The 21,705-nt window shown below is 62.0% G+C and carries 15 protein-coding genes and 1 riboswitch; of the genes, 8 read left to right on the top strand and 7 right to left on the bottom strand.

The annotated features are described in order from the left end of the window. Window positions 1-2: 2 nt before the first annotated feature. The 3 genes from RCO31_RS25270 to RCO31_RS25280 all read right to left on the bottom strand — a co-directional run bounded on the left by RCO31_RS25270 (window position 3) and on the right by RCO31_RS25280 (window position 4,967). Complete coding sequence (locus tag RCO31_RS25270) at window positions 3-1,199, bottom strand: CoA transferase (protein ID WP_308971345.1); 1,197 nt, start codon at window positions 1,197-1,199, stop codon at window positions 3-5. A gap of 106 nt (window positions 1,200-1,305) precedes the next feature. After that, a complete protein-coding gene (locus tag RCO31_RS25275; RefSeq protein ID WP_308971346.1) occupies window positions 1,306-3,762 on the bottom strand; it encodes a CoA transferase in 2,457 nt (818 codons plus the stop codon). 8 nt (window positions 3,763-3,770) lie between these two features. Then, a complete protein-coding gene (locus RCO31_RS25280; protein ID WP_308971347.1) occupies window positions 3,771-4,967 on the bottom strand; it encodes an acyl-CoA dehydrogenase family protein in 1,197 nt (398 codons plus the stop codon). Window positions 4,968-5,344: 377 nt separating this feature from the next. On the opposite strand from RCO31_RS25280, the gene RCO31_RS25285 reads away from it, so the two are divergent. The 4 genes from RCO31_RS25285 to RCO31_RS25300 all read left to right on the top strand — a co-directional run bounded on the left by RCO31_RS25285 (window position 5,345) and on the right by RCO31_RS25300 (window position 8,983). Next, entirely contained in the window at window positions 5,345-6,499 is a 1,155-nt protein-coding gene (locus RCO31_RS25285) for a thiolase domain-containing protein (RefSeq protein ID WP_308971348.1), read from the top strand. Beyond that, complete coding sequence (locus RCO31_RS25290) at window positions 6,499-6,885, top strand: Zn-ribbon domain-containing OB-fold protein (protein ID WP_308971349.1); 387 nt, start codon at window positions 6,499-6,501, stop codon at window positions 6,883-6,885. The genes RCO31_RS25285 and RCO31_RS25290 overlap by 1 nt, the downstream gene beginning before the upstream one ends. Before the next feature lie 106 nt (window positions 6,886-6,991). Further along, complete coding sequence (locus tag RCO31_RS25295) at window positions 6,992-8,146, top strand: acyl-CoA dehydrogenase family protein (protein ID WP_308971350.1); 1,155 nt, start codon at window positions 6,992-6,994, stop codon at window positions 8,144-8,146. 30 nt (window positions 8,147-8,176) lie between these two features. After that, complete coding sequence (locus RCO31_RS25300) at window positions 8,177-8,983, top strand: hypothetical protein (protein WP_308971351.1); 807 nt, start codon at window positions 8,177-8,179, stop codon at window positions 8,981-8,983. A 960-nt stretch (window positions 8,984-9,943) separates the two neighbouring features. Here the strand turns inward: RCO31_RS25300 and RCO31_RS25305 are convergent. After that, a complete protein-coding gene (locus RCO31_RS25305; RefSeq protein WP_308971352.1) occupies window positions 9,944-12,313 on the bottom strand; it encodes a xanthine dehydrogenase family protein molybdopterin-binding subunit in 2,370 nt (789 codons plus the stop codon). 278 nt (window positions 12,314-12,591) lie between these two features. Here RCO31_RS25305 and RCO31_RS25310 point away from each other — a divergent pair, with 278 nt between their 5' ends. Continuing rightward, window positions 12,592-13,668 (top strand): Ppx/GppA phosphatase family protein, encoded by a 1,077-nt coding sequence (locus RCO31_RS25310; RefSeq protein WP_308971353.1) that lies wholly within the window; start codon window positions 12,592-12,594, stop codon window positions 13,666-13,668. 1 nt (window position 13,669) lies between these two features. Then, complete coding sequence (locus RCO31_RS25315) at window positions 13,670-14,356, top strand: RlmE family RNA methyltransferase (RefSeq protein ID WP_308971354.1); 687 nt, start codon at window positions 13,670-13,672, stop codon at window positions 14,354-14,356. A 40-nt stretch (window positions 14,357-14,396) separates the two neighbouring features. Here RCO31_RS25315 and RCO31_RS25320 read toward each other — a convergent pair whose 3' ends face one another. Both RCO31_RS25320 and RCO31_RS25325 read right to left on the bottom strand, forming a co-directional pair. Beyond that, window positions 14,397-15,866 (bottom strand): PepSY domain-containing protein, encoded by a 1,470-nt coding sequence (locus RCO31_RS25320; protein WP_308971355.1) that lies wholly within the window; start codon window positions 15,864-15,866, stop codon window positions 14,397-14,399. A gap of 2 nt (window positions 15,867-15,868) precedes the next feature. After that, complete coding sequence (locus RCO31_RS25325; RefSeq protein WP_308971356.1) at window positions 15,869-18,139, bottom strand: TonB-dependent siderophore receptor; 2,271 nt, start codon at window positions 18,137-18,139, stop codon at window positions 15,869-15,871. Between the two features lie 101 nt (window positions 18,140-18,240). After that, a riboswitch (cobalamin riboswitch) is annotated at window positions 18,241-18,433 on the bottom strand. A 390-nt stretch (window positions 18,434-18,823) separates the two neighbouring features. Here RCO31_RS25325 and RCO31_RS25330 point away from each other — a divergent pair. Next, window positions 18,824-19,501 carry an energy-coupling factor ABC transporter permease gene (locus tag RCO31_RS25330; RefSeq protein ID WP_308971357.1) on the top strand — a complete coding sequence of 226 codons (678 nt, stop codon included), beginning with the start codon at window positions 18,824-18,826 and terminating at the stop codon, window positions 19,499-19,501. 616 nt (window positions 19,502-20,117) lie between these two features. Here the strand turns inward: RCO31_RS25330 and RCO31_RS25335 are convergent. Beyond that, complete coding sequence (locus tag RCO31_RS25335) at window positions 20,118-20,531, bottom strand: hypothetical protein (RefSeq protein WP_308971358.1); 414 nt, start codon at window positions 20,529-20,531, stop codon at window positions 20,118-20,120. 277 nt (window positions 20,532-20,808) lie between these two features. Between RCO31_RS25335 and RCO31_RS25340 the strand changes: the two genes are divergently transcribed. Then, the gene (locus RCO31_RS25340; RefSeq protein ID WP_308971359.1) at window positions 20,809-21,660 is read left to right on the top strand and encodes a hypothetical protein; all 852 of its coding nucleotides are present in this window, start codon (window positions 20,809-20,811) and stop codon (window positions 21,658-21,660) included. Window positions 21,661-21,705: the final 45 nt, after the last annotated feature.

Raw genomic sequence — 21,705 nt, forward strand, 5'->3', positions numbered from 1 at the left:
GCTTATTTCACGATCCCGTCGTCGCGCAGCTTGCGGACGTCGTCGGCGCTGAACCCGGCAGCCGAGAGCACCTCCTCATTGTGCTGACCGATCGTCGGGGCGCGCTTCGGCTTCGTCTTGTCCTCGCCTTCGATCCAGAACGGGCTCGAGACCGTCAGCATCGAGCCATCCTCGGACGGCACCAGAGCGCCGGAGATCTTGGCCTGCTCGTCGTTCGGCACGTCCGACATGGCATAGACTGCGCCAAATACGACGCCGTGGTGGTCGAGGATGGCGCCCCATTCCGCAGCCGTCTTCTCGGCGAAAATCTTGTCGAGCGTCGAGGCCAGCGCGATGGCGTGTTCCTTGCGGTCGGCCGTTGTCTGAAATCTCGGATCGTCGAGCAGTGGCGATTGGACCGCTGTGCGGAACACATCCCACCGCCCGTCATTGTGCACGATCGACAGCACCAGCCATTTGCCGTCGCTGCAGCGGTAGCTGTTCCGCCACGGCATCATATGCTCCGCGCGCGCCGGCTGACGCTCGACGGTGTCGCCGCACAGCGCAGACTGGACCGAGCAGGCGTTGGCCCAAAGCCCGTTCGCCAGAAGCGACGAGCCGACATGGGCGCCTTTGCCGGTCTTCTCGCGGCGGTAGAGCGCGGTGACGATGGCCGAATAGAACCCCATCGCTGAGGGGTGATCGCCCATGCCGGGTGGCGACCGCACCGGCGCCGCGTCGCCTGCGCGGACGAGATCCATCATGCCGGAGCGCGCCCACCAGACGGTCGCGTCAAAGCCTGGCTTGTTAGCTTCCGGGCCGCTCTCGCCATATCCGGTGAATGATGCGTAGATCAGCCGCGGATTGAGGGCAGAAATGTCATCATAGGTCAGCCGCAGCCGCTTGCGGACATTCGGTGGAAAGTTGGTGATGAACACGTCGGCTTCGGCCACGAGCTTGTAAAGCACGTCGCGACCGGAATCGGAGGCAATATTGATCGCCAGGCTCTTCTTGTTGCGCGAATCCATCAGCCAGTTCGGATTGACCGGCGAGCGGGCGCCGACGGGAGGTTGTCCCGGGATGCGGTACGGATCCCCGGTCAAGGGCTCGATCTTGATGATTTCGGCGCCGAAGTCCGACAGCACGGTCGCTGCGGCCGGTGCAGCGATGTAGCTCGCGCAATCGATGACCTTCAGCCCTTCGAACAAACCTTGCGACACACGTGTCTCCTTCTTCTTGGTCTTGTTGGGCGCGGGGGCCCGTCATTGACCGCCAGCATCTAAAGCATGCCGGGCCAATCGGGAAGTCTGGGTTGGGGAACCGGCGCTATTCCGCGGCGTCTTGGGCGGCCGCCTTCTTTTTCGGCTTTGGCGGCAGGGCGATGGTGCCGATGACGTCGCTCGCTTCCAGCGCTTTCAACTCCGCATCGGTGAGGCCCAGCACCTCGCGCAACACCTCGTGATTGTCGCGGCCGAGGGTGGGCGCGAGCGAGCGCACCGAAGCGGGCTTGTCCGCGTCGCCTTCACGGTAGGCATTCAAGGGCAGCAGATGCGGCCCAACGAACATTTTGTCGACCGATTGCCAGTGGCCGACGGCGAGAAGATGCGGGTCATGCGCGAGGTCCATCGGCACCTTGGCGATACCGGCGGGAACGCCCGCGGCCTGCAGCTTCACCATCGCCGAATCCGGACGGACAATGCTCGTCCACTTGGCGATCTCCGCCTCGATCATGTCTTCGTGCTGTCGGCGACCGTGCGCCGTCTTGAGCTGGGGATCGGCGGCAAGTTCCGGACGGCGCATCGCTCGGCACAACGCCTGCCACTCATCGTCGTCGCGCACCGAGATCGTGATCCACTGGTCTTCGCCCATCGCGGGGAAACACCCTTGCGGTACATAGTGCGGATGGCGGTTGCCGAGACGGGGAGCCGTGGTGCCGGTCGCCGACTGCTCGACGATCGAGGGCGCCGCCATCGGCAGCAAGCATTGGACCTGCGCCAGATCGATGTGCTGGCCTTCGCCGGTGTTCTTCTGATGCATCAAGCCGAGCAGCAGCGCGGTCGCGCCGTTGAGGCCGCCAATCGGATCGCCATAGGCGATATGGCTCATCGACGGTGGATCTTGCTCGAAGCCTTGCACCGTCGGCAGGCCGGAGGCTTGCTCCAGTGTCGAACCGTAGGCGCGGCCGTTGCGCCAGGGGCCTTTCATGCCGAAGGCCGGCATGGTCACCACCACGAGCTTCGGATTGATCTTCAGCATCGTCTCGGCGTCGAGGCCAAGTCGCGGCAGCACGTCGGCCGCATAATTGTCGATCACTGCATTGGCTTCCCGCAGCAAACGCTTCAGCAGTGAGCGGCCCTCTTCGGACGTGAGATCGAGGGTGATGCCGCGCTTGTTGCGGTTCATCACCTGGATCCAGTGCGTTTTCTCGTAGGTCTGTTCCTCGTGGTAGGGCGGCCGCGTATCGGTGCCGCGAAACCAGTCCGGATACTGTATCGACTCTACCTTGATGACGTCGGCGCCGAGATCGGCGAGCTGACGGGTCGCCGATGGGCCCGCCCAGCCCATGGTGAGGTCGATGATGCGCACGCCCTTCAGCGGCAGCGCCGCGTCGGCAGCGACCGCACCCTTGGCAATCCGCATTCGTGCGGGCAGTGGCGTTGCGTCATGCTCGCCTGCAAGCGGAGCCGGGCCGTTGGGCTTCGGTGGCGTCCGCAGCAGTGCTTGCGGCAGCACCGGACCCTCGAATTCGGCCGCGCCGATGCTAACCTTGCCGAACGAGCCGCGTTCGCGATGAAACGGCTGCTGCAGCAGTTCGCGCATGGTCGGAACGACGGCCAGCGGCACACGATATTCGATACCGAGCTCGAACCATTCGCTCGCGGTGCGGGTCTTCAGGATCGGCGCGAAAATCTGCTGCAAGTCGGCCGCGTGAATGAAGCGGTCGAGACCCTTCGAATATTTCATCTCGCGGGCGAGCTCGGGCTTGCCGATGATCTGGCAGAAACCGATCCACTGCGCCGGCGTCGCCACGGTCACGCCGAGGATGCCGTCCTTCGTTTCCCAGGTGCCGGAGGGATAACCGCGGCCGAAGATGTTGATGCCGCTACGCACGCGCGAGAAGCCGAACTCGAGCGCAAGCGCGGTGTCGAATTCCGTGACCTGCAGCAATGCCTCATAGACGTTTGTGCGGTAGCGCCGCGCACCGTGCTCGCGGCTGTACAGTGCGGCGACGCTCGGGATGAATGCGGTGAGGCCGCCGAACACTGCGGCCTGACCGTCGCGGCCAAGCATCGGCGGCCCTTCGACCGCGCCGATCAGCTTCACCATCCCTGCAAGGCTGCGCACGACAGCCTCGGTCGGCTGGTATCTGCTGTATGGCCCGGTGTCCCCGAACCACGAGATTGCCGTGATGCCGAGTCCCGGATCGGACTGGCGCAGACTCTCGTGCGAGAGGGGCGAGATCTTGATGTCGTCCGGATGCCGGCCGTCGAGCAGCAGATCGGCAGTCTGCAGCAGTGCGCGGACTCGCCTAATATCTTCGTCCCTGGCGAGGTCCGCCGTGATGCTCTGCTTGTTGGTGTTCAACCAGGCGAAATGCGCGCTCTCGCGCTTGCCGCCGCCGACATCGACCAGGACGCCGAGCGCGCGCGATGGATCACCGCTGGGTTGTTCGACCTTGATGACTTCAGCACCGAAGTCGGAAAATTGTTTGCCGCAGTAACTGAGCGCGTCGCCGATTCCGATTTCGACGACGCGCAATCCCCCCAGAGGCAATTCAGACATCTATCGCTTCAAAGGCCGAGAACGGCCTTCGCCAGAATGTTGTGCTGCACCTCGCTGGTGCCGCCGTAGATCGTGACCTTGCGGTTGTTGAGATAGACGCCCGTCGCAACGCCGGCCCAGTCGGGGCCGATCGCGTCCTCGTCACTCTCGGCCTCGAGTGCCAGCCGCTGCGCGAACGGACCGGCGACCTCCATGTAGAGGTGTGTCAGTTCCTGCCGCAGTTCGCTGGAGCGCAGCTTCAGAAGCGAGGAGAGGGGGTTTGGCGCATCGCCCCGGCTCTTTTTTGAATCGCTGTCGAGGATGCGCATGGTTGTGATCTCATGCGCCTTCGCTTCGACCTCGAGCGACAGAAGACGACCGCGGAACGATGGATCCTCGATGATCGGCTTGCCGTTCTTCATTTCGGCCATCGCCAGCTTGCGCAGGTGCTGCATCCGCTCGCGCATGGCGCCGATACGCGCGGCACCGGTGCGCTCATTGCCGAGCAGGAACTTAGCGCAATCCCAACCCTTGTTCTCCTTGCCGATCAGTTGATCGACGGGAACCTTCACGTCCTCGAAGAAGCACTGATTGACTTCGGCGCCGCCCTCCATGGTGTGCACCGGGCGCACGGTGACGCCAGGGCTCTTCATGTCGAAGACGAGGAAGGAAATGCCTTCCTGCTTCTTCGCCTTCGGATCGGTGCGGACGAGGCAGAAGATCCAGTCGGCGTACTGCGCGTTGGTCGTCCACATCTTCGACCCGTTGACGATGTAGTAATCGCCCTCGCGGCGTGCGCTGGTTCGCAACGAGGCCAGATCGGAGCCGGAGCCGGGCTCGGAGAAACCCTGGCACCACCAATCGTCACAGTTGGCCATCCGCGGCAGGAAGCGCTTCTTCTGCTCTTCGGTGCCGAAATGGGCGACCACCGGCCCACACAACCCGACATTCATGCCGTTCGGCAGGGGCGCGGGCGCCATCTCGAGTTCCTCGCGCAAGATAAAGCGCTTTGTCGTCGACCAGTCCTGACCGCCCCATTCGACCGGCCAGTGCGGCACGGCCCAGCCCTTGGCGTTGAGCTTGCGATGCCAGCCGACGATGTCCTCCTTGTTCGGCACCACACCGTCGATCAGCTTCTGCTTGAGCTCGGCCGGCAGGTTCGCCTTGATCCACGCCCGCACTTCGTCGCGAAACGCCAGCTCTTCGGCGGTGAAGCTCATGTCCATTGCGTTTCTCCACGTTCCCCCAGGACACGGCGCGGCCGTGTTACGCATTCTGGAACAGCCTTGTCGCGGCTGTTGCTTTGCACAATCGTCGGCCCGCGTCGTGCGCAGGCATTACGTTGCGAATATCCAAGCGACTATACACGGCGCACGTGCGCCGACCACTGCTGGAAGCCATTCCATTTTTGCACGAGCCTAAGGCAAATATTGGTCTCGCCGCCCTGCACGTGCCCATGACAAATGTCGTGCGGGACGAATGCCGCCAAGGCTCAAGACCCGAGGTCAACCTCGCGACGCGGTCAGGACGATTTGCGCGCGGCGCTTACGCCGTGATTAGATCGTGCAATCCGTGTTTCGACAGAAGGGCAGGACACACCTGAATGAGTATCAAGGGCAAAGCTTACATCATGGGGGCCTATGAGCACCCCACGCGCAAGGCGCCGGACAAATCCGTTCCGCAGATTCACGCGGAGTCGGCCATGGGCGCGTTGAAGGACGCGGGGCTCACCAAGGACGACGTGGACGGCTACTTCTGCGCGGGTGATGCGCCTGGCCTCGGCCCGCTGAGCATGGTCGACTACATGGGCCTGAAGGTGAAGCACGTCGATTCGACTGACGTCGGCGGTTCCTCCTACATCCTGCATGTCGCGCACGCGGCCGAAGCGATCGCCGCTGGCAAATGCTCGGTCGCGCTGATCACGCTCGCCGGCAAACCTCTGACGTCTCCCGTTCCGCGTGCCGTGATCCCGACGGCGCCGGATGCGTCGTATGAGTCGCCGTATGGCATCGTCGTCGCCAATTCCTACGGCATGTGCGCGATGCGCCACATGCACGAATACGGCACGACCAGCGAGCAGCTCGCCTGGATCAAGGTCGCGGCCTCCCATCATGCGCAGTACAACGAGCACGCGTTCCTGCGCGATGTCGTGACGGTCGAGCAGGTGGTCAACTCGCCGATGATCTCGAACCCGCTGCACCGGCTCGATTGCTGCGTGATCACCGACGGCGGTGGCGCACTGGTTGTCACGAGTCCTGAAGTGGCGAAGAGCCTGAAGCGCCCGCTGGTGCGGGTGATGGGCGCCGGCGAAGCGCCGAAGGGCCAGGCGGGCGGCGATACCGATCTGACCTACTCGGGTGCGCGCTGGTCCGGCCCGATCGCGTTTGCGGAAGCCGGCGTGAAGCACTCCGACATCAAGTACGCGTCGATCTACGACAGCTTCACCATCACGGTGCTGATGCAGATCGAGGATCTCGGCTTCTGCGAAAAGGGCCAGGGCGGCAAGTTCGTCTCCGACGGCAACCTGATCTCGGGCGTCGGCAAGCTGCCGTTCAATACCGATGGCGGCGGCCTGTGCAACAACCATCCGGCCAACCGTGGCGGCATCACCAAGGTGATCGAAGCGGTGCGGCAGCTGCGCGGCGAGGCGCATCCCAAGGTGCAGGTCAAGAATTGTGATATCGCGCTGGCACATGGCACGGGCGGCTCGCTCGGCGTTCGCCACGGCGCGGCAACCCTTATCATGGAGCGCGTGTGATGGCGGAGCGTCAATTTCCAGCGGCAATCGCCAACCCGGAGAGCCAGCCCTATTGGGACGCGGCGGCAAAGGGCAAGCTGCTGCTCAAGGCCTGCAAGGGCTGCAAGAAGAACTTCTTCTACCCGCGCTCGATCTGCCCGTTCTGCGGCAGCTCGGACACCGAGTGGAAGGAAGCGTCGGGCAAGGGCGAAATCTATTCGCACTCGACCATGCGCCGCGTGCCGGAGCCTTACGCGCTCGCCTATGTGACGCTGGCCGAAGGCCCGAAAATGCTGACCAACATCGTCGACTGTGACTTCGACGCACTGAAGATCGGGCAGAAGGTGCATGTCGTCTTCAAGCCGGCCAAGGAAGGCCCACCGATCCCGGCCTTCGCGCCGGATTGATCAAGAGACGTGCGGCGCGGATGGTGAGCCTTCCGCGCCGTTGTCTTGCTGGACTTAAGAAGACCCGGCGTCCCCTGGACGTAACCGTGGCGCAGAGGGGGAGCTCATGGATTTCGGTCTCAACGACGAACAGAAGCTGCTGAAAGACAGCGTCGATCGGCTGCTGGCCGAAAGGTACGACTTCAACGCCCGCAAGAAGTTCTCCGAGAGCAAGCTCGGCTGGAGCCGCGAAATGTGGAACCAGTATGCCGAGCTCGGCCTGTTGGGCGTTGCGTTCGGCGAGGAGCATGGCGGCATCGGCGGTGGGCCGGTGGAAACCTCGATCGTCATGGAAGCGCTCGGCCGCTCGATCGCGCTGGAGCCCTATGTACCGACGGTCGTGATCGGCGGCGGCTTTATCCAGGCCGGTGGCAGCGACAAGCAGAAGGCGGAAATGCTGCCTGCGATCGCGGAAGGCAAGTTGTTGCTGGCCTTCGCCTACACCGAGCGGCACTCCCGTTACGACCTTGCCGACATCACCACGAGAGCGCGCAAGGACGGCAAGGGGTGGGTGCTGGATGGCGAGAAGGCGCTGGTGTGGCATGGCGACACCGCCGACAAGATCATCGTCACTGCGCGGGTTTCGGGCAATCAACGGGACAAGGACGGTATTGGACTCTTCATCGTCGATGCGAATGCGGCCGGCCTCACGCGCAAGGCCATGAAACTCGCCGACAGCCACCAGGGCGCGGATATCTTCCTGAAAGGCGTCAAAGTCGGTGCCGACGACGTGATCGGCGAACCAGGCCGGGCTTACCCGCTGATCGAGCGGGTGGTCGATCGGGCGATCGCTGCGACCATCTCCGAATCGATCGGCTGCATGGACGAACTGCTGGCCACCACGACGGAATACCTGAAGACCCGCGAGCAGTTCGGCCGACCGATCGGCACCTTCCAGGCGCTGCAGCATCGTGCGGTCGACATGCTAATGAACGTCGAGCAGGCGCGCAGCATGTCGATCCTGGCGACGGTGATGTCGGATCAGTCCGACAACAGCGAGCGGCGGAAGTCGATCTCCGGTGCCAAGGTGCATCTCTGCAAGGCGTCGCGCTACGTTGGCGAGCAGGCGATTCAGCTGCATGGCGGCATCGCCATGACGATGGAATACAAGGCCGGGCATTATTTCCGGCGGCTGGTCTCGATCCAGACCCTGTTCGGCGATCTCGATCACCACATGGAATTGCTGTCGGAGGCCGGCGGGCTCGCGCCGACCGACGACTGACGACAACGTGCATCCTCAGGAGATTTGGCCATGTCGACACCGTTCGCCCCCTACAGCATCGTGGCGTTCAATGCGGCGAAGCTCTCCGAAAACAAGATGCACGACGACACCGTGGCGAAGAAGTTCGGCTTCACCGGCGGCCTGGTGCCGGGCGTCGACGTCTACGCCTATATGAGCCATGCACCACTCACGGTCTGGGGGCGCGCGTTCCTTGAGCGCGGCCATATGGAAGGCCGCTTCGGTAAGCCGATCTACGACGGCGAGACAGCAACTGTGACCGCGGCGGAGCGCGACGGCGGCCTGGACATCCAGATTGAAAGCCGCGGCGTCGTCTGTGGCACCGGCCGGGCGACACTGCCGGCGGCACCGTCATCCGCAGTGCTCGACGACTTCAAGCTTTCGACGCCGCCGGATCACGAGCAGCGCCCGCCCGCCGACGCGCAGAGCTACAGGGCCGGGGCGTGGCTGAATATCCATCCCTTCACATTTTCGCCGGACCAGCAGGCGGAATACTTGAAGAGCATCTGCGAAGCCGATCCGATCTATGCCAAGGAAGGCATCATTCATCCCGGTACGATCCTGCGCGCCTGCAACTGGGTGCTGACCCACAACGCCAAGATGGGGCCGTGGATTCACGTCGGCAGCACTCTCCAGCACCTGACGCCGGGTCATGTCGGTGACGAGATTTCTGTGCGAGCGCAAGTGTCGAAGAACTTCGAAAACAAGGGCCACAAGATCGTCGAGCTCGACGCGCTGGTGATCGCCAACAACAAGACGCCGATCGCCCGTGTCACGCACGCTGCGATTTACGAACCGCGGCAGGTGAGGGCGGCCTAGCTCGGACGTTGCCGCAGGCCATCCATCCGGCCTGCGGCTCTGATTCAATTGTCAAACAGCCTGTGACCTGTAGCCCGGATGAGCGAAGCGACATCCGGGTGAGACGTGTCGCAGAGTCGGGCCCGCATATCGCTTCGCTCATGCGGGCTACAGACGTGCATCGTCGCCCCCGTTCTTTGTCCGGCCTGAGGCTTGCCGGTCTTCTTTGCCGTCCCTTGCCCGAAAGGGCTGTGCGGAACGCAAGGGCGTTTCACCGCGCCCGCGGCGCCATGTGCTCTTGGGAAGCACATGGCAGCCGTATGCCTTTGGGAAGCACACGGCAACCGTATGCCTTTTGGGCACACGGCATGCCACGGAGGAGGCTCAACGCCTGCGCTCCGCACGCGATGGTTCTTTTAACGGCTTGCTGCATGTCCCCAGGCCTCGCCACTTTCGCTGGCTTCGCCCGGTTCGTGCGAACTGTCGCCCGGACATGCACTTGGACCGTCCGTCCGTCGTACCGGCGTCTTTCCTTCAGGCATCACACGGATTTCTCCGGCGCTTTCCATAGGCCCGGCATCGTAACGGCCATCGCATCCCGCTCCGCATCGATAAGACGATCGCGACGCGCCCTTCCATTGGAGCGGGACGGGAGGAGGATAGCTGGCGCACGGAGAGCTGCAAGAATAATTTCGGAAAAAACGAACTTGCTGTGAACATCCTGTGCGTATCGTCACGGCCCGTCATTGCGAGCGCAGCGAAGCAATCCAGCGCTGAGCCTGACGCAACCGCTGTACTGGATTGCTTCGTCGCCATAGGCGAGCGAAGCGACGCCGTTCTTCGACCGGCTATGCCTCGCAATGACGGCGGTGGGTGTCGCTTTGCTCACCCGGGCTACAAGCCTTCTCGCGGCAAATGTCGCGCTGGATTACCGCGCCGCTTTGCGGCTCGCGATGACGAAGTGCCGGCTTCGCTAGGCGCTTAGGCTGCCTTCGACTTGGCCTGCTGGATCGCCTGCCAGACGCGCTCGGGTGTCAGCGGCATGTTGATGTGCTTGACGCCGACCTCGGCGAGCGCATCCATGACAGCATTGACGACTGTGGAAAGGCTACCGGCGCAGCCAGCTTCGCCGCAGCCTTTCGTGCCGAGCGGGTTGGTCGTCGCCGGCGACGGATGGCTATCGAGCACGACCTCGGGAATGTCGACCGCGCGCGGCAGGGCATAGTCCATCAATGAGCCGGTGACCGGCTGGCCGCTCTCGTCGTAGCTGACGCATTCCATCAGCGCCTGGCCGATGCCCTGGGCGACGCCGCCATGCACCTGACCCGCGACCATCAGCGGATTCACGACCACCCCGAAGTCGTTGATGCCGGTGTACTTCACGATTGCGATCGTGCCTGTCTCAGGATCGACCTCGACCTCGGCGACGTGACAGCCGTTCGGGAACGTCGCCTGGATATCGCCGGTGACATGATCAACGTCGAGTGAGGCGGGTCCGCCGTTGTTCTGGCCGTCCTGCAACTGCTTCGCGAGATCGAGAATGTTGATGCCGCGGTCGGTGCCGACGATGTTGAAGTGGCCTTCGGAGAACTCGATGTCGGCGGATGCCGCTTCGAGGATGTGCGCTGCGGCTTGTTTGCCCTTCTCGATAACAAGGTCGGACGCTTCAACGATCGCCTGGCCGCTGGCCGTGATCGAGCGCGATCCGCCCGTGCCGTTGCCGGCGTGCACGACATCGCTGTCGCCCTGTACGAGACGGATCTTCTCGAACGGCACACCAAGGCGCTCGGCCAGCACCTGTGCATATGGCGAGGCATGGCCTTGGCCATAGTCCAGCGTGCCCGTGATCAGCGTCACGCCGCCGTCCTTGTCGAACACGATCTTGCCGAGTTCCTTGCTCGGTGGTGCGGTGACTTCAAGATAGGCGCCGACGGCAATGCCACGCAGCTTGCCTCGCTTGCGGCTCTCCTTCTTGCGCCTGGCGAAGCCGGCGTAGTCGGCTGCCGTCAACGCGTTCGCCATCACGCCCGGGAAATCACCGCTGTCATATTGGAGGCCGGAGGAGGCCATGAACGGCATCTGCGCGCTCTTGACGAGGTTCTTCTTGCGGAGCGCAATGCGGTCGATGTTCATCTCCTCGGCCGCCCGTTCGATCAGCCGCTCCATGAAATAGTTCGCTTCGGGGCGGCCAGCGCCACGATAAGCGCCCATCACGGACGTATTGGTGAGCACGCACTTGATGTTCACCTCGATCAGCCGGGTCTTGTAGACGCTAGCGATGTTCTTGGCGATGCCGAGCGAGAGCGGGCTCGGCATCACGCCCGCAAGGTAGCCGCCGACATTGCCGAAGCCCTTGACGCGCACGGCCAGGAAGTGCCCGTCCTTATCGAGCGCAAGTTCGGCCGTCACTTCGCTGGCGCGGCCGTGGCTGTCGGAGAGAAAGCTGCCCGAGCGCTCGTCGGTCCATTTCACGGGCCGCCCGAGCATCTTCGAGGCATGCAGAATGGACGTGTATTCGGGATAATTGACAGACTTCATGCCGAACGAACCGCCGACATTTCCGGTGAGGATGCGGATCTGCTCCGCCTTCACCTTCAACAGAGTCGCGAGCAGGATGCGGTTGCCGGCGACGCCCTGGGTCGGCACGTGCAGCGTGTAGAAGTCGCGCGCCTTGTCGTAGACGCCGATGCCTGAACGGGGCTCCATGGCGACGACCGCGACGCGGGTATTGTCGAGGTCAAGCCTCGCGACATGCGCGGCCTTGGCGAATGCATCGTCCACCTTGGCGGTGTCACCATAGTGAAAGTCGAGCACCATGTTGTTCGGCACGCTTTCGTAAAGCTGTGGTGCGTCAGGCTTGATCGCATCTTCGGCGCGCGTCACCGCGGGCAGGGGGTCGATATCGACGGACACGGCCTCTGCCGCATCTTTGGCTTGCGCCAATGTTCCGGCAACCACGACGGCAATTGGATCACCGACAAAGCGCACTTTGCCGACCGCCAGGATGGGCTTGTTGGATTGCAGCAGCGGCGAGCCATCCTTGCTCTTGAGCGGCATGCGGCTGACGAAATTTCCATAACCCGCCGCCACCATGTCTTCGCCTGTCCAGATGCCGAGCACGCCGGGCATCGTCTTTGCCTCAGTGACATCGACCTTTCTGAGCACGCCATGCGGATGCGTCGAGCGCACCATCACGGCGTGGGCCTGGCCGGAGAGGTTCAGGTCGTCGGTATATCTGCCCTTGCCGCGGACCAGCGTGTCGTCCTCCTTGCGGACCACGGGCTGGCCGATGCCGTACTTTTGCGCTGCAATGGTATTTTCGACAGAACGTGACGACAGGTGGTCTTGCATTGCGGAATCCAGGCCTTGGAAGCGAAATTTGGATGAGTTTGGCGGCTGCGCGTACGCACGAAGCTAATGAATCGCCCCGGCAGCGACAATGACGATTGCGGCATGACGCCCGTGCCGCCAGTGCGCCTGGACCCCGGAGAGGAGCCGCAGTGCTCCGATCTTGGCCACAATCGGTCCGGTTTCCGCGCCTTGCACCGAATTCCGGCACTGCTAGACTTTGCCTGAATCGGAAACATTCGAGCCGCCTGGGCAGTAGTCCGCGGCCGCAGGAACTTGAGATGGAACAGGAGTCGTGGCCGCGCGGTGGCGCGGTGCCGCGCAATGAGGCGCACGGGCACGTGACGCGCGAACAGGCGGCGCCTCGCGGAGAGCCACGACGGCATCCGCATGACACGGCCTATGCGGCGCTTGATCTCGGTACCAACAACTGCCGCCTCCTGATCGCGCGGCCGACCGATAGCGGTTTCCGCATCGTCGACTCCTTTTCGCGCATTATTCGCCTCGGCGAAGGCATCTCCCAGACCGGACGGATCTCGGAGGCGGCGATCGATCGTGCGCTTTCGGCCCTGCGCGTGTGCCGCGACAAGATCGTCACGAGGCGCGCGGCGCGGACGCGGCTGATCGCGACGGAGGCCTGCCGCGCTGCTTCAAACCGGGAGGATTTCCGGGATCGGGTGGATCGTGAGCTGGGCATCCGCCTGGAAGTGATCGACCGAGAGACCGAGGCGATGCTCGCTGTCACCGGTTGTCTGCCGTTGCTCGATCCGCAGGCCTCCGGGGCAATCCTCTTCGATATTGGTGGCGGCTCGTCCGAGCTGGTACGTCTGGACCGCGACCCGGCACGACCGCAGGCTGTGCCGAAGATCTCCGGATGGATTTCGCTGCCCGTGGGCGTGGTCACGTTGGCGGAGCGGCGCGGCGGCGTACATGTCACGAACGAGTCCTATGCCGCGATGGTCGACGAGGTCGCCGCAATGCTGGCACCGTTCGCGAAGATCCATGGTGATGACCTCGCCGGCATGCATCTGCTCGGCACGTCCGGCACGGTGACGACTGTGGCGGGAATCTTTCTCAACCTGCCACGGTACGATCGCCGACAGGTGGACGGGATCTGGATGGATGATGTGGAGGTCACGCGCACTGTGCAGCGGCTGCTGGCGATGAGCTATGAGCAGCGCGTGAACAACGCCTGCATCGGCACCGAGCGCGGCGACCTGGTTCTCGCCGGCTGTGCGATCCTCGACGCGATCCGGAATGCGTTTCCCTGTCCGCGACTGCGCATCGCCGATCGGGGCTTGCGTGAGGGCATGCTGGTGCAAATGATGCGCGAAGACGGCCTCTTGCGGATAGCCTGAAGTGACCAAGGACAAGACCGGCCGGCTCCACGTCACCGTCAGGAGCGGGCGCAAGCGCAAGCTCTCCTCGAAGCTGTGGCTGGAGCGCCAGCTCAACGACCCTTATGTCGTGCGGGCGAAGCGCGAGGGATTTCGGTCGCGTGCGGCCTACAAGCTGAAGGAGATCGACGACAAATACAAACTGCTCAAGCCGGGCATGGCGGTGGTCGATCTTGGTGCCGCTCCTGGCGGTTGGAGCCAGATCGCAGCGGCGAAGGTGGGGGCCGTGGACCGCAAGGGCAGGGTGGTCGCGATCGATCTCCTCGAGATGGCGGAAATCCCCGGCGTCATCTTCGCGCAGCTCGACTTCCTCGACGACGAAGCGCCCGAAAAGCTGCGCGCCATGCTCGGCGGCGGCGCGGACCTCGTGATGTCGGATATGGCGGCGAACACCACCGGTCACCGCAAGACCGATCAGTTGCGCATTGTCGGGCTGGTGGAGACGGCGGCGGCTTTCGCCTGCGAGGTGCTGAAACCGGGCGGCGCGTTTCTCGCAAAGGTTTTTCAGAGCGGCGCTGAAGCAGAGCTGCTCGCGCAGCTCAAGCGCGATTTCACGACGATCCGCCATGTCAAACCCGCAGCAAGCCGCCAGGATTCGTCGGAAAGGTATCTGCTTGCGACGGGGTTCAGGGGTCAGCAAAGGCCATGATCGTCACGCGGTGCGGGCCACCGTCATGGGCGCAAGACCATCAATTCGCTGCTCGATATCTGGTTCTGCGCCTCAGATAGCGCCAACCAATGACGATTCCGCTCACCGAGACGATCGTGCCGACGACCGATAGCAGCAATACAACGATGTCCCAGGCGGGACGGTGCATCAGCAGTAGCTGAAAATCGAAACTGTGGAGCGCATTGAACAGCCAGCGATAGGTGCGCCGGCTGCTATCTGTGCGACCGACGATCTCGCCGGTGACCGGGCTAATATGAAACCAGGTTTGCGCGTCGTCGTCGAACATCGCACGCAGCACGGGGAGTTCGCGGTGCTGATGATGTGCGTACCAGTAGGCGTCGTACTGTTCGACGATGCTCCGGTTCACAAGACTTGCTTGTGGCAGTAGCTTTGTCGCGGCGGTCCAGAGGCGATCTTGCGGGAGCGGTGCGACATCGCCTGACGTCACATCGGTCGGTGTTAGCGTGCCGTCGCGCGACGCGAGGATCGTCGTTGGTGTGCCGTCGAGCCAAACGAAGCGCGCTTCGACCGAGGCACGTTGCGGCGCCGGCAATTTCGCAGCGATGGTTGGTGCGTCATGGCCGGCATAACGCTGCAACACTTCGCGAGGCGTGTTGCGACTGGCAAAATAGTCGCCAGGGTTGAGCGATAGCCACCCGGAAAACATCCAGGTCAGCACAAAGATGCCGGCGATCAGGCCGGTGACGTGATGCCATGCCATCCAGTCGCGATAAGGGGTAATGTGACCGCTGGCATAACGCCGACGCAGGCGCACGCGGAGAATGCCGACCCAGATGCCGGTCATGCCGACGATCAGGCAGATTCCGGAAATCCACAACACCACCAGGCGCCATAGTGGGCCGTCCTTCCGCAGCACGGTGGGATATATCCAGTGCGGTATTGACCCGAGCCAATTCCAGAAGCGCTCGGCGCGGTCAGTGTCGAGTACAATCTCACCGGAGCGTGACGACACGTAGAGCTTCGTACCGGCATCGTCAGCCAACGCGACCAGATAGAGCGGCCGTGCGGGATTATATCGCGCGGTCACGCTCCATTGGTCGCGATCGACGACCTCTTCGAGTTCAGGCGATTTGCTGGCGGGATGATGCTTGGCGACTGCGAGAGCAGTCTGTTCCGAGACCTGCGTAATTGGCCGACCGTCAACGGCGGAGATGACCTGCCGCTTCCCGTCCCAATCGATAAAGCGATAGACCGGCTCCTCTGCGAGCATGGTCAGCCGGAGATCACGCGGATAGCGCGTGGCGTTTGCCGCCTTCATGGCATCGTCGGGGGACAGCGCTACTCTTTGCCATACGATCTCAGGCAGCGCCGCCAGCCTCTCCTTGTCGGAGAGGCCAGGAAACGCGACATACATCATCACGACGCCTGAGATGAACCACATGGCGAAGAACAGGCAGGTAACAATGCCGAGCCAACGGTGGCCGATATACAGCCACCTTCTTGCCGTGCGTACCGGCCCGCGGCGCACCGTTAGAACTTCACATTCAGAGCGACTTGAGCGGTGCGGGGCAGTCCGAGCAGCCACTGGTTGGTGCCGCCGGACGTCGCATAGACCGTGTCGAACAGATTGTAGATTCGGAGCGACAACGTCGTGTTCAGATCAGGCTTCCATTGCAGGCCTGCATTCACGATGTTGTATGCCGGCCGCGCGAGCGTGTTGGCGGCATCCGCGTAGGTGCGGCCGACAAACTGTACGCCAGCACTGGCCGACCAGTTCGGCGCAAATGCCCATGTCACCCAGATGTTGGAGACATTTTGGGGTACGTTTACGGGTACATTGCCGGCGTAGTTTACCGGAACGCCGCCGACGGATTGCACGAAATCATCGTACTTGGCGCGCAGTATGGCGGTATTCGCATCGATACGCCAACCATAAGCGAGTGCGAGACCGATCGAAGCTTCAATACCCCGCGACGATTGCTGCCCCACCTGAACCGTAACGGTTGGTCGGTCAGGATCGCGTGCGAGCAGATTGTTCTTGACGATCTCGTAACCGGCCAGCGTCCACTCACCACGGCCACCCCAGAAGGACTGCTTGACGCCGATCTCAATCTGCTTGCCGTCTGAGAGCTCGAAATTGCGGTTCGCTGCCGACATGGTTATCAGGTTGCTGACGGGATCAACCGCGACCGAGTATTGACCGTAGAACGCAAGATCCTTGATCGGCGTATAGACCGCGCCGGCCCGCCAACTGGTGGCCGGGTATGATTTTTCAAAGCTGTTGGCGGGATTGATGTAATCGGTACGGACGACCGTTGGTTCGTCCTGCCGGATACCGCCAACCAGAGACAGCTGATCGGTCACCGAAAGCCGGTTCTCCGCAAATAGTCCATACTGGTGGGTGCTTGTGGAGAACGACGGCACCGTCCTGTTCGGGCTGTTGAATATGCCCGGATCGAAGTCGAACAGGGCGACCGAAGACGAGCCGCCATAGGGTGAGTTGTTGGTGTGCGTGAAGTTGATTTTGTTGACGTCAAAGCCGACGACGAGTTCGTTCTTCATCCCGAATATGTGGCCGCGGATGGTGGCGTCCATGCGATCGCCGATCTGTTCCTGATCGTGGAAGATCTCGATGTAATCGCTGCGGTTGATGCGCTGCGTTGCAGGGCTGTAGACATAGCTTTCGATATCTCTCCAGTGCCGCTGACTGTTCAGATAATATAGCGTGTTTCGGATGGAGATGCCGTCGGCGACCTGCCATTCCGTCTTCACCTGATTCCAGCTGTCTTGATAGCGGATGTGGCTATCGATTGCGTTGTAGTTCTGGAAGCGCAGGGACTCGTCGAGCCTGCCGCTGATCAGCGGCGTGCCGAAATAGCGTGAAGGGCGGCGGTCGCCATAGTCTGTGGAGATTGTCCACGTGACGTCTTCGCTCTGCTTGATCTGGACTGCCGCATGCAACGCGACATTGGAGGTTCTGTCGCGGTCGACCCAACCGTCGGACAGGTTGGCCGTTGCCGCTATTCGATAGGCAACGTTCTCGCTGATCGGTCCGCCGCTATCCACCGCGACGCGGGGCGTCAGATTGGTGTCGAACGAAAGCTCAGCTTGGTTGCGCGGAAGCCAGAGCGGCATTTTCGAGATCACGTTGATCGCGCCGCCGATTGCGCCTTCGCCATACATGACGGAGGCGGGACCGCGCAGCACCTCAATCCGCTCTGCGGACCAGGTGTCATAGGGAAAGGTGAGCGTGCCCGAGCCGACGTAGAGACGCGTTCCGTCATACAGCGTCATTACGGTTCCGTTGCCGGTGAAGCCGCGCGTGTTGAAGGACAGGCCGCCATTGCCCGGCGCCGGACTCGCCGTAAAACCGGTGGCGTTCTGCGTCACCGCATCAATCACGTTTTGCTGGCCGCGCTCGGCCATGGTCTCGGCCGAGATCACCTCAACACTGGCTGGTGTCTGCAAGCGGGTCAGGCCCAGGCGGCTGCCCGTCGATGTGGTGCCGGTAAGATTGAGCGTCGGTGCCGCGAAGACTGGATCGGTTGCCGTTACCACCGGCGCACTGGTGTTGCTCGCGACGTCGCGCCGCGGGCGTGAGTGTCTGACATTGCTGCGGGGTGTACTGCGGCGCGCGGCCGATGGTCTCGCTGGTGGCTGTACGATCTCCACAGGCTCGAGCATCCGGCCCGGCTGGGCGCTTTGCGATCGCCCTTCGGCGGGCAACAGCAAGCAGGAAGCTGCAACGGAGAAAAGAAATGGATTGTAGCGTTTGAATGCAGGAAAGGTGACAAATGGCATCTAAAAGCTCGCGACAACGTGGCACGTCACCGCAAACTAAGCCTTCTGCTCCTCAACGAAGCAGAGTGACTTCCACCAGGACACCCCGCCCAATGTGCTCGCGTGTGACCACGACTGACGGCAGGTCTCCTGGCTCGCGGGTCAGTGCCTTTCGCCGCCTTCCCGGGCAATGAACCCAGTGGCATTTGGCGAAGGCTCGCCGCTTACAGTTGCGGGGGCAGCTGCGGAACTGGGCTCACGCCCTCACCGCATTCCCATTTTAATCCCGAAGGAACCATCGTGATGACGATAGTTTTAGATCCGAAAGAAAGTCAACGGTGCGGGCACGGGCTGACCGGTGTCGTGTCGCGTTATCCGCAAAGCAAGTGCTGTTTTTGCAACCACGCGAGCGAGTGTCACCTTGGCATCCGCGCGTAACACGCTGGATCGATTTGACCTGATCGCTCGATGGCACTCCGCCGGCGAGCGTAGTCCTGAAAGAGCAGTGGGACGACATTGTGTGGGACGACACGTCAGTTGCGTGGGACGACGTTCAGGAGCGGTCCTTCCGCCCCTGGATTTTCGTTGGCTCCTTCACTAAGGATCGATACGGTTTGGCCGCATCGACGAGTTTGTGTTGGCCAGCGAGCACTGCGATAGTGCATCGTTCGTCGCCGATCGCTCCGTACTGCAGAAGGACGCCCCATGCACATTGAACCAGGCCTTGTACAAGAGCCCAAGATCATTCTCAGCTATGCGACGGCGGCTGCGGCCGGTGCCTATGCCTGTTGGTACGCCGCGAAGGAAGCCCGGCAGGGAGGGGGCGCTCTGCTTCTGGTACGTTCGATCATAGCGACCGCGTTCGTATTTGTTTTTTTCGAAGTGCTGCCGCATTTCTCTGCAGGCGTGTCGGAAGTTCACTTCATCTTCGGCTCGACGATATTTCTGCTGCTTGGGGTTGCCCCGGCCGCTTTTGGACTGGCCTTCGGTCTGCTGCTGCAAGGCATATTGATGGCGCCGAATGATCTCCCGCAATACTTCGTGAATGTCACCACCTTGCTCGTGCCGCTGTTTGTCGTGAGCGCTCTGGCAGAGCGACTGATTGCGCGCGAAACGGCTTATGTGGACATCACTTACAAGCAGATGCTGTCGCTGTCGGCCGCGTATCAGACAGGCATCGTCGCATGGGTCGCCTTTTGGGTGCTGTATGGAAGCGGAGTCGAGGCTGCCAATCTAGAGTCGCTGGGTCGGTTTGCGGTTGCCTACCTGCCGGTCATCTTGATCGAACCGATCGCGGATGTCGCAGTTCTTTGGACCGCAAAGGCGTTGCATTCGTCGCCAGTCGTTTCAGTCCTTTCACCTCGCCTCAATCAAATGGGATAGAAGTCTGCCTGATTGTGGGGTCGACAAGCCTGCACCTGTACGTTTGTCGCTGCGTCAGGTGTCAGGTGCAAGAAGGGGAGCCTTTGAAGCACCCCGTTTTTACCGAATTGGCGCCCCAGCGTGGATGAAACTGATAACTACATCTTCGCTGGAGCACTATGATATCGCATTCCGTTCTACGCTAACACCGCCTCAGATGGCACGGATCCCGCCACAAAACTGCGATTTGGGTACGCGTGGGCTGTCCCGGTGGGCGAACGGTCCCGTGCCTGACGGCAGCGGTGATCGACGCCTACCTGCCCGCTTTTACCCGGCTGGAAGCTGTCGACTATGGCATCAGCGCGGCGCAGCACACCAACCGCGGGCCGGCGACCACATCGGCGGTCCTCAGCTATGTCGGCAAGCCGATGACCATGCGGGACGGCAGGATGAAGATCGTCCATGGCTGGGAGGATACGCATGTAGAGCGCTATCCTGGTCTGGGATATCGTCTCTTCGGCAATTGCGACATTCCGGATCTGACGCTGTTCCGCTGTTCCCCGCGCGCTACCCGAAGTTTCTATCCACGGCCATTCGTGCCTCTAGCGTTCCCAGTCAATGTTTGCTGCGCCACTCCTCAGGCATTTCGCCTGGAGTCGCGCGCGGTGAATACCGTAGAGAGGCCGCTCGACAGAGGAAACCACCACAGGTCTATCTTGCCGTCCGTTCCGGCGGAGAAGACAGCGTCGCTGCCGTCCAGCTTCGCCGCGAACGCACTCGCCCCCATCACCTTGGCATCGATGGCAACCTCGTAAAACAGCACGATTTGCAGCGGCGCGAGCGCGTTCATGTGAGGGCGCAGCGTCTCGCACAGCGCCGCATGAGTCTGCGGAAGATCGCCGTCCACGTAGAGGAGAACCCAGATGACGATTTCATTGTACTGCGACTGCAACTCGCCAACGGCCTCCTTCCAGTGTATTCCGTTGCGTGATGCCAGTTCATTCAGCGCTGCCTTGGTGAGGAGCAGCATTCGCGCGAGATCGTCGCTCATGGCTTCCCTATCGGCAACAGCTCCAATCTTAACCCCTATACTATCAGTACATGAATTCGCGAAATTGCTGACTTTCGCTCGTCACGAAGCTCTGCGATCCAATCGCTGAGAAAATCGGGATATTCGTGAACCTTGAGTAGCATAATGGAAGGAATGCAAAGAACGTTCTCTCACAGGAAAGTTCTAATTCAGGCGGCTATGAGCAGTCTCGCCTGCACGTATGCCACCGACCTTCTCGCGCAAATTGCGAAAGCTCCCGAAAGGAGAAAATCAACCATTGAATGCGTACGATATGGAGATGCTGCACCGTCGGGCAGAGAAGGGACCCGATTGTCAGGGCTGGGTGTTCGGGTTGCCACCGGGCATCACACCGCAGCAATGGCCGCTCGACCCGAACAATGGCTACCCGCTGATGCATGGCTTCACTGTGCTGCTGCCCGAAGACTACCGGGCTCACGGGCCGGAGATCGTTGCACTGAGCTTCTTCGGGACAGCGCCCGATCACAACGATGGCGCACCCTTCGAAATCGCCGGGCTGCGAGAGCAGGTTCTGGCGTTACCCGTCCATCCCCGACTTCACCGCTTTCAGGATATGCTCGATTGCGAGTATGCGCTGATCTTGCTGACGCAAACCGAGTTTGACGGCCCTGCCTGCCTCCCGCCTAAGCCGTTGATCGAGACACCCCGCCCGCCGGATTGGATGACAATGGGAGCGGCTGCATCCTGCGTGCAGGAAAGCAGCCACAGTGTCCTCACACCCGAGGGGAGCTACATTGTTCGCGACCTTGGCGAAATACCGCCGCCTGATCTCGGCTATACCCGCGCCATTCGCTGGACTCCACGAAGAAGCGATCCCAATGCCGGTGTGCCGCCGCGGTGGAAATCCCTTGATGGAGATCAGGGCTACGTGTCGTGCTGGCATCGTCCTGAACAAGGCGGCAATTACAGCCTCCACGATTGGGCACGGGACCACGAGCTAAGCCACATTGGCGGCACGATGCAATCGGAAGATACCAGTCTCATGTTCAGCCCGTATTATATCGAGTTCGCAGATCATTTCGGCGGCTTCAACTTCGGGGGCCGTAGCGGGCAACTCGATTTCCGGGACATGCAGTTTGATTGGAACTAGTTTGGCCCTCTTCGTAGAACGTCGCGCAACTCCTAAAACCCGCTA

The organism is Bradyrhizobium sp. LHD-71 (assembly GCF_031157255.1).
GTDB lineage: Bacteria > Pseudomonadota > Alphaproteobacteria > Rhizobiales > Xanthobacteraceae > P52-10.

Bases quoted from the DNA above. Each gene is read 5' to 3' on its own strand.
- RCO31_RS25275 (WP_308971346.1), bottom strand. From the start codon at position 3,762: ATGTCTGAATTGCCTCTGGGGGGATTGCGCGTCGTCGAAATCGGAATC.
- RCO31_RS25280 (WP_308971347.1), bottom strand. From the start codon at position 4,967: ATGGACATGAGCTTCACCGCCGAAGAGCTGGCGTTTCGCGACGAAGTG.
- RCO31_RS25285 (WP_308971348.1), top strand. From the start codon at position 5,345: ATGAGTATCAAGGGCAAAGCTTACATCATGGGGGCCTATGAGCACCCC.
- RCO31_RS25290 (WP_308971349.1), top strand. From the start codon at position 6,499: ATGGCGGAGCGTCAATTTCCAGCGGCAATCGCCAACCCGGAGAGCCAG.
- RCO31_RS25295 (WP_308971350.1), top strand. From the start codon at position 6,992: ATGGATTTCGGTCTCAACGACGAACAGAAGCTGCTGAAAGACAGCGTC.
- RCO31_RS25300 (WP_308971351.1), top strand. From the start codon at position 8,177: ATGTCGACACCGTTCGCCCCCTACAGCATCGTGGCGTTCAATGCGGCG.
- RCO31_RS25305 (WP_308971352.1), bottom strand. From the start codon at position 12,313: ATGCAAGACCACCTGTCGTCACGTTCTGTCGAAAATACCATTGCAGCG.
- RCO31_RS25310 (WP_308971353.1), top strand. From the start codon at position 12,592: ATGGAACAGGAGTCGTGGCCGCGCGGTGGCGCGGTGCCGCGCAATGAG.
- RCO31_RS25325 (WP_308971356.1), bottom strand. From the start codon at position 18,139: ATGCCATTTGTCACCTTTCCTGCATTCAAACGCTACAATCCATTTCTT.
- RCO31_RS25330 (WP_308971357.1), top strand. From the start codon at position 18,824: ATGCACATTGAACCAGGCCTTGTACAAGAGCCCAAGATCATTCTCAGC.
- RCO31_RS25335 (WP_308971358.1), bottom strand. From the start codon at position 20,531: ATGAGCGACGATCTCGCGCGAATGCTGCTCCTCACCAAGGCAGCGCTG.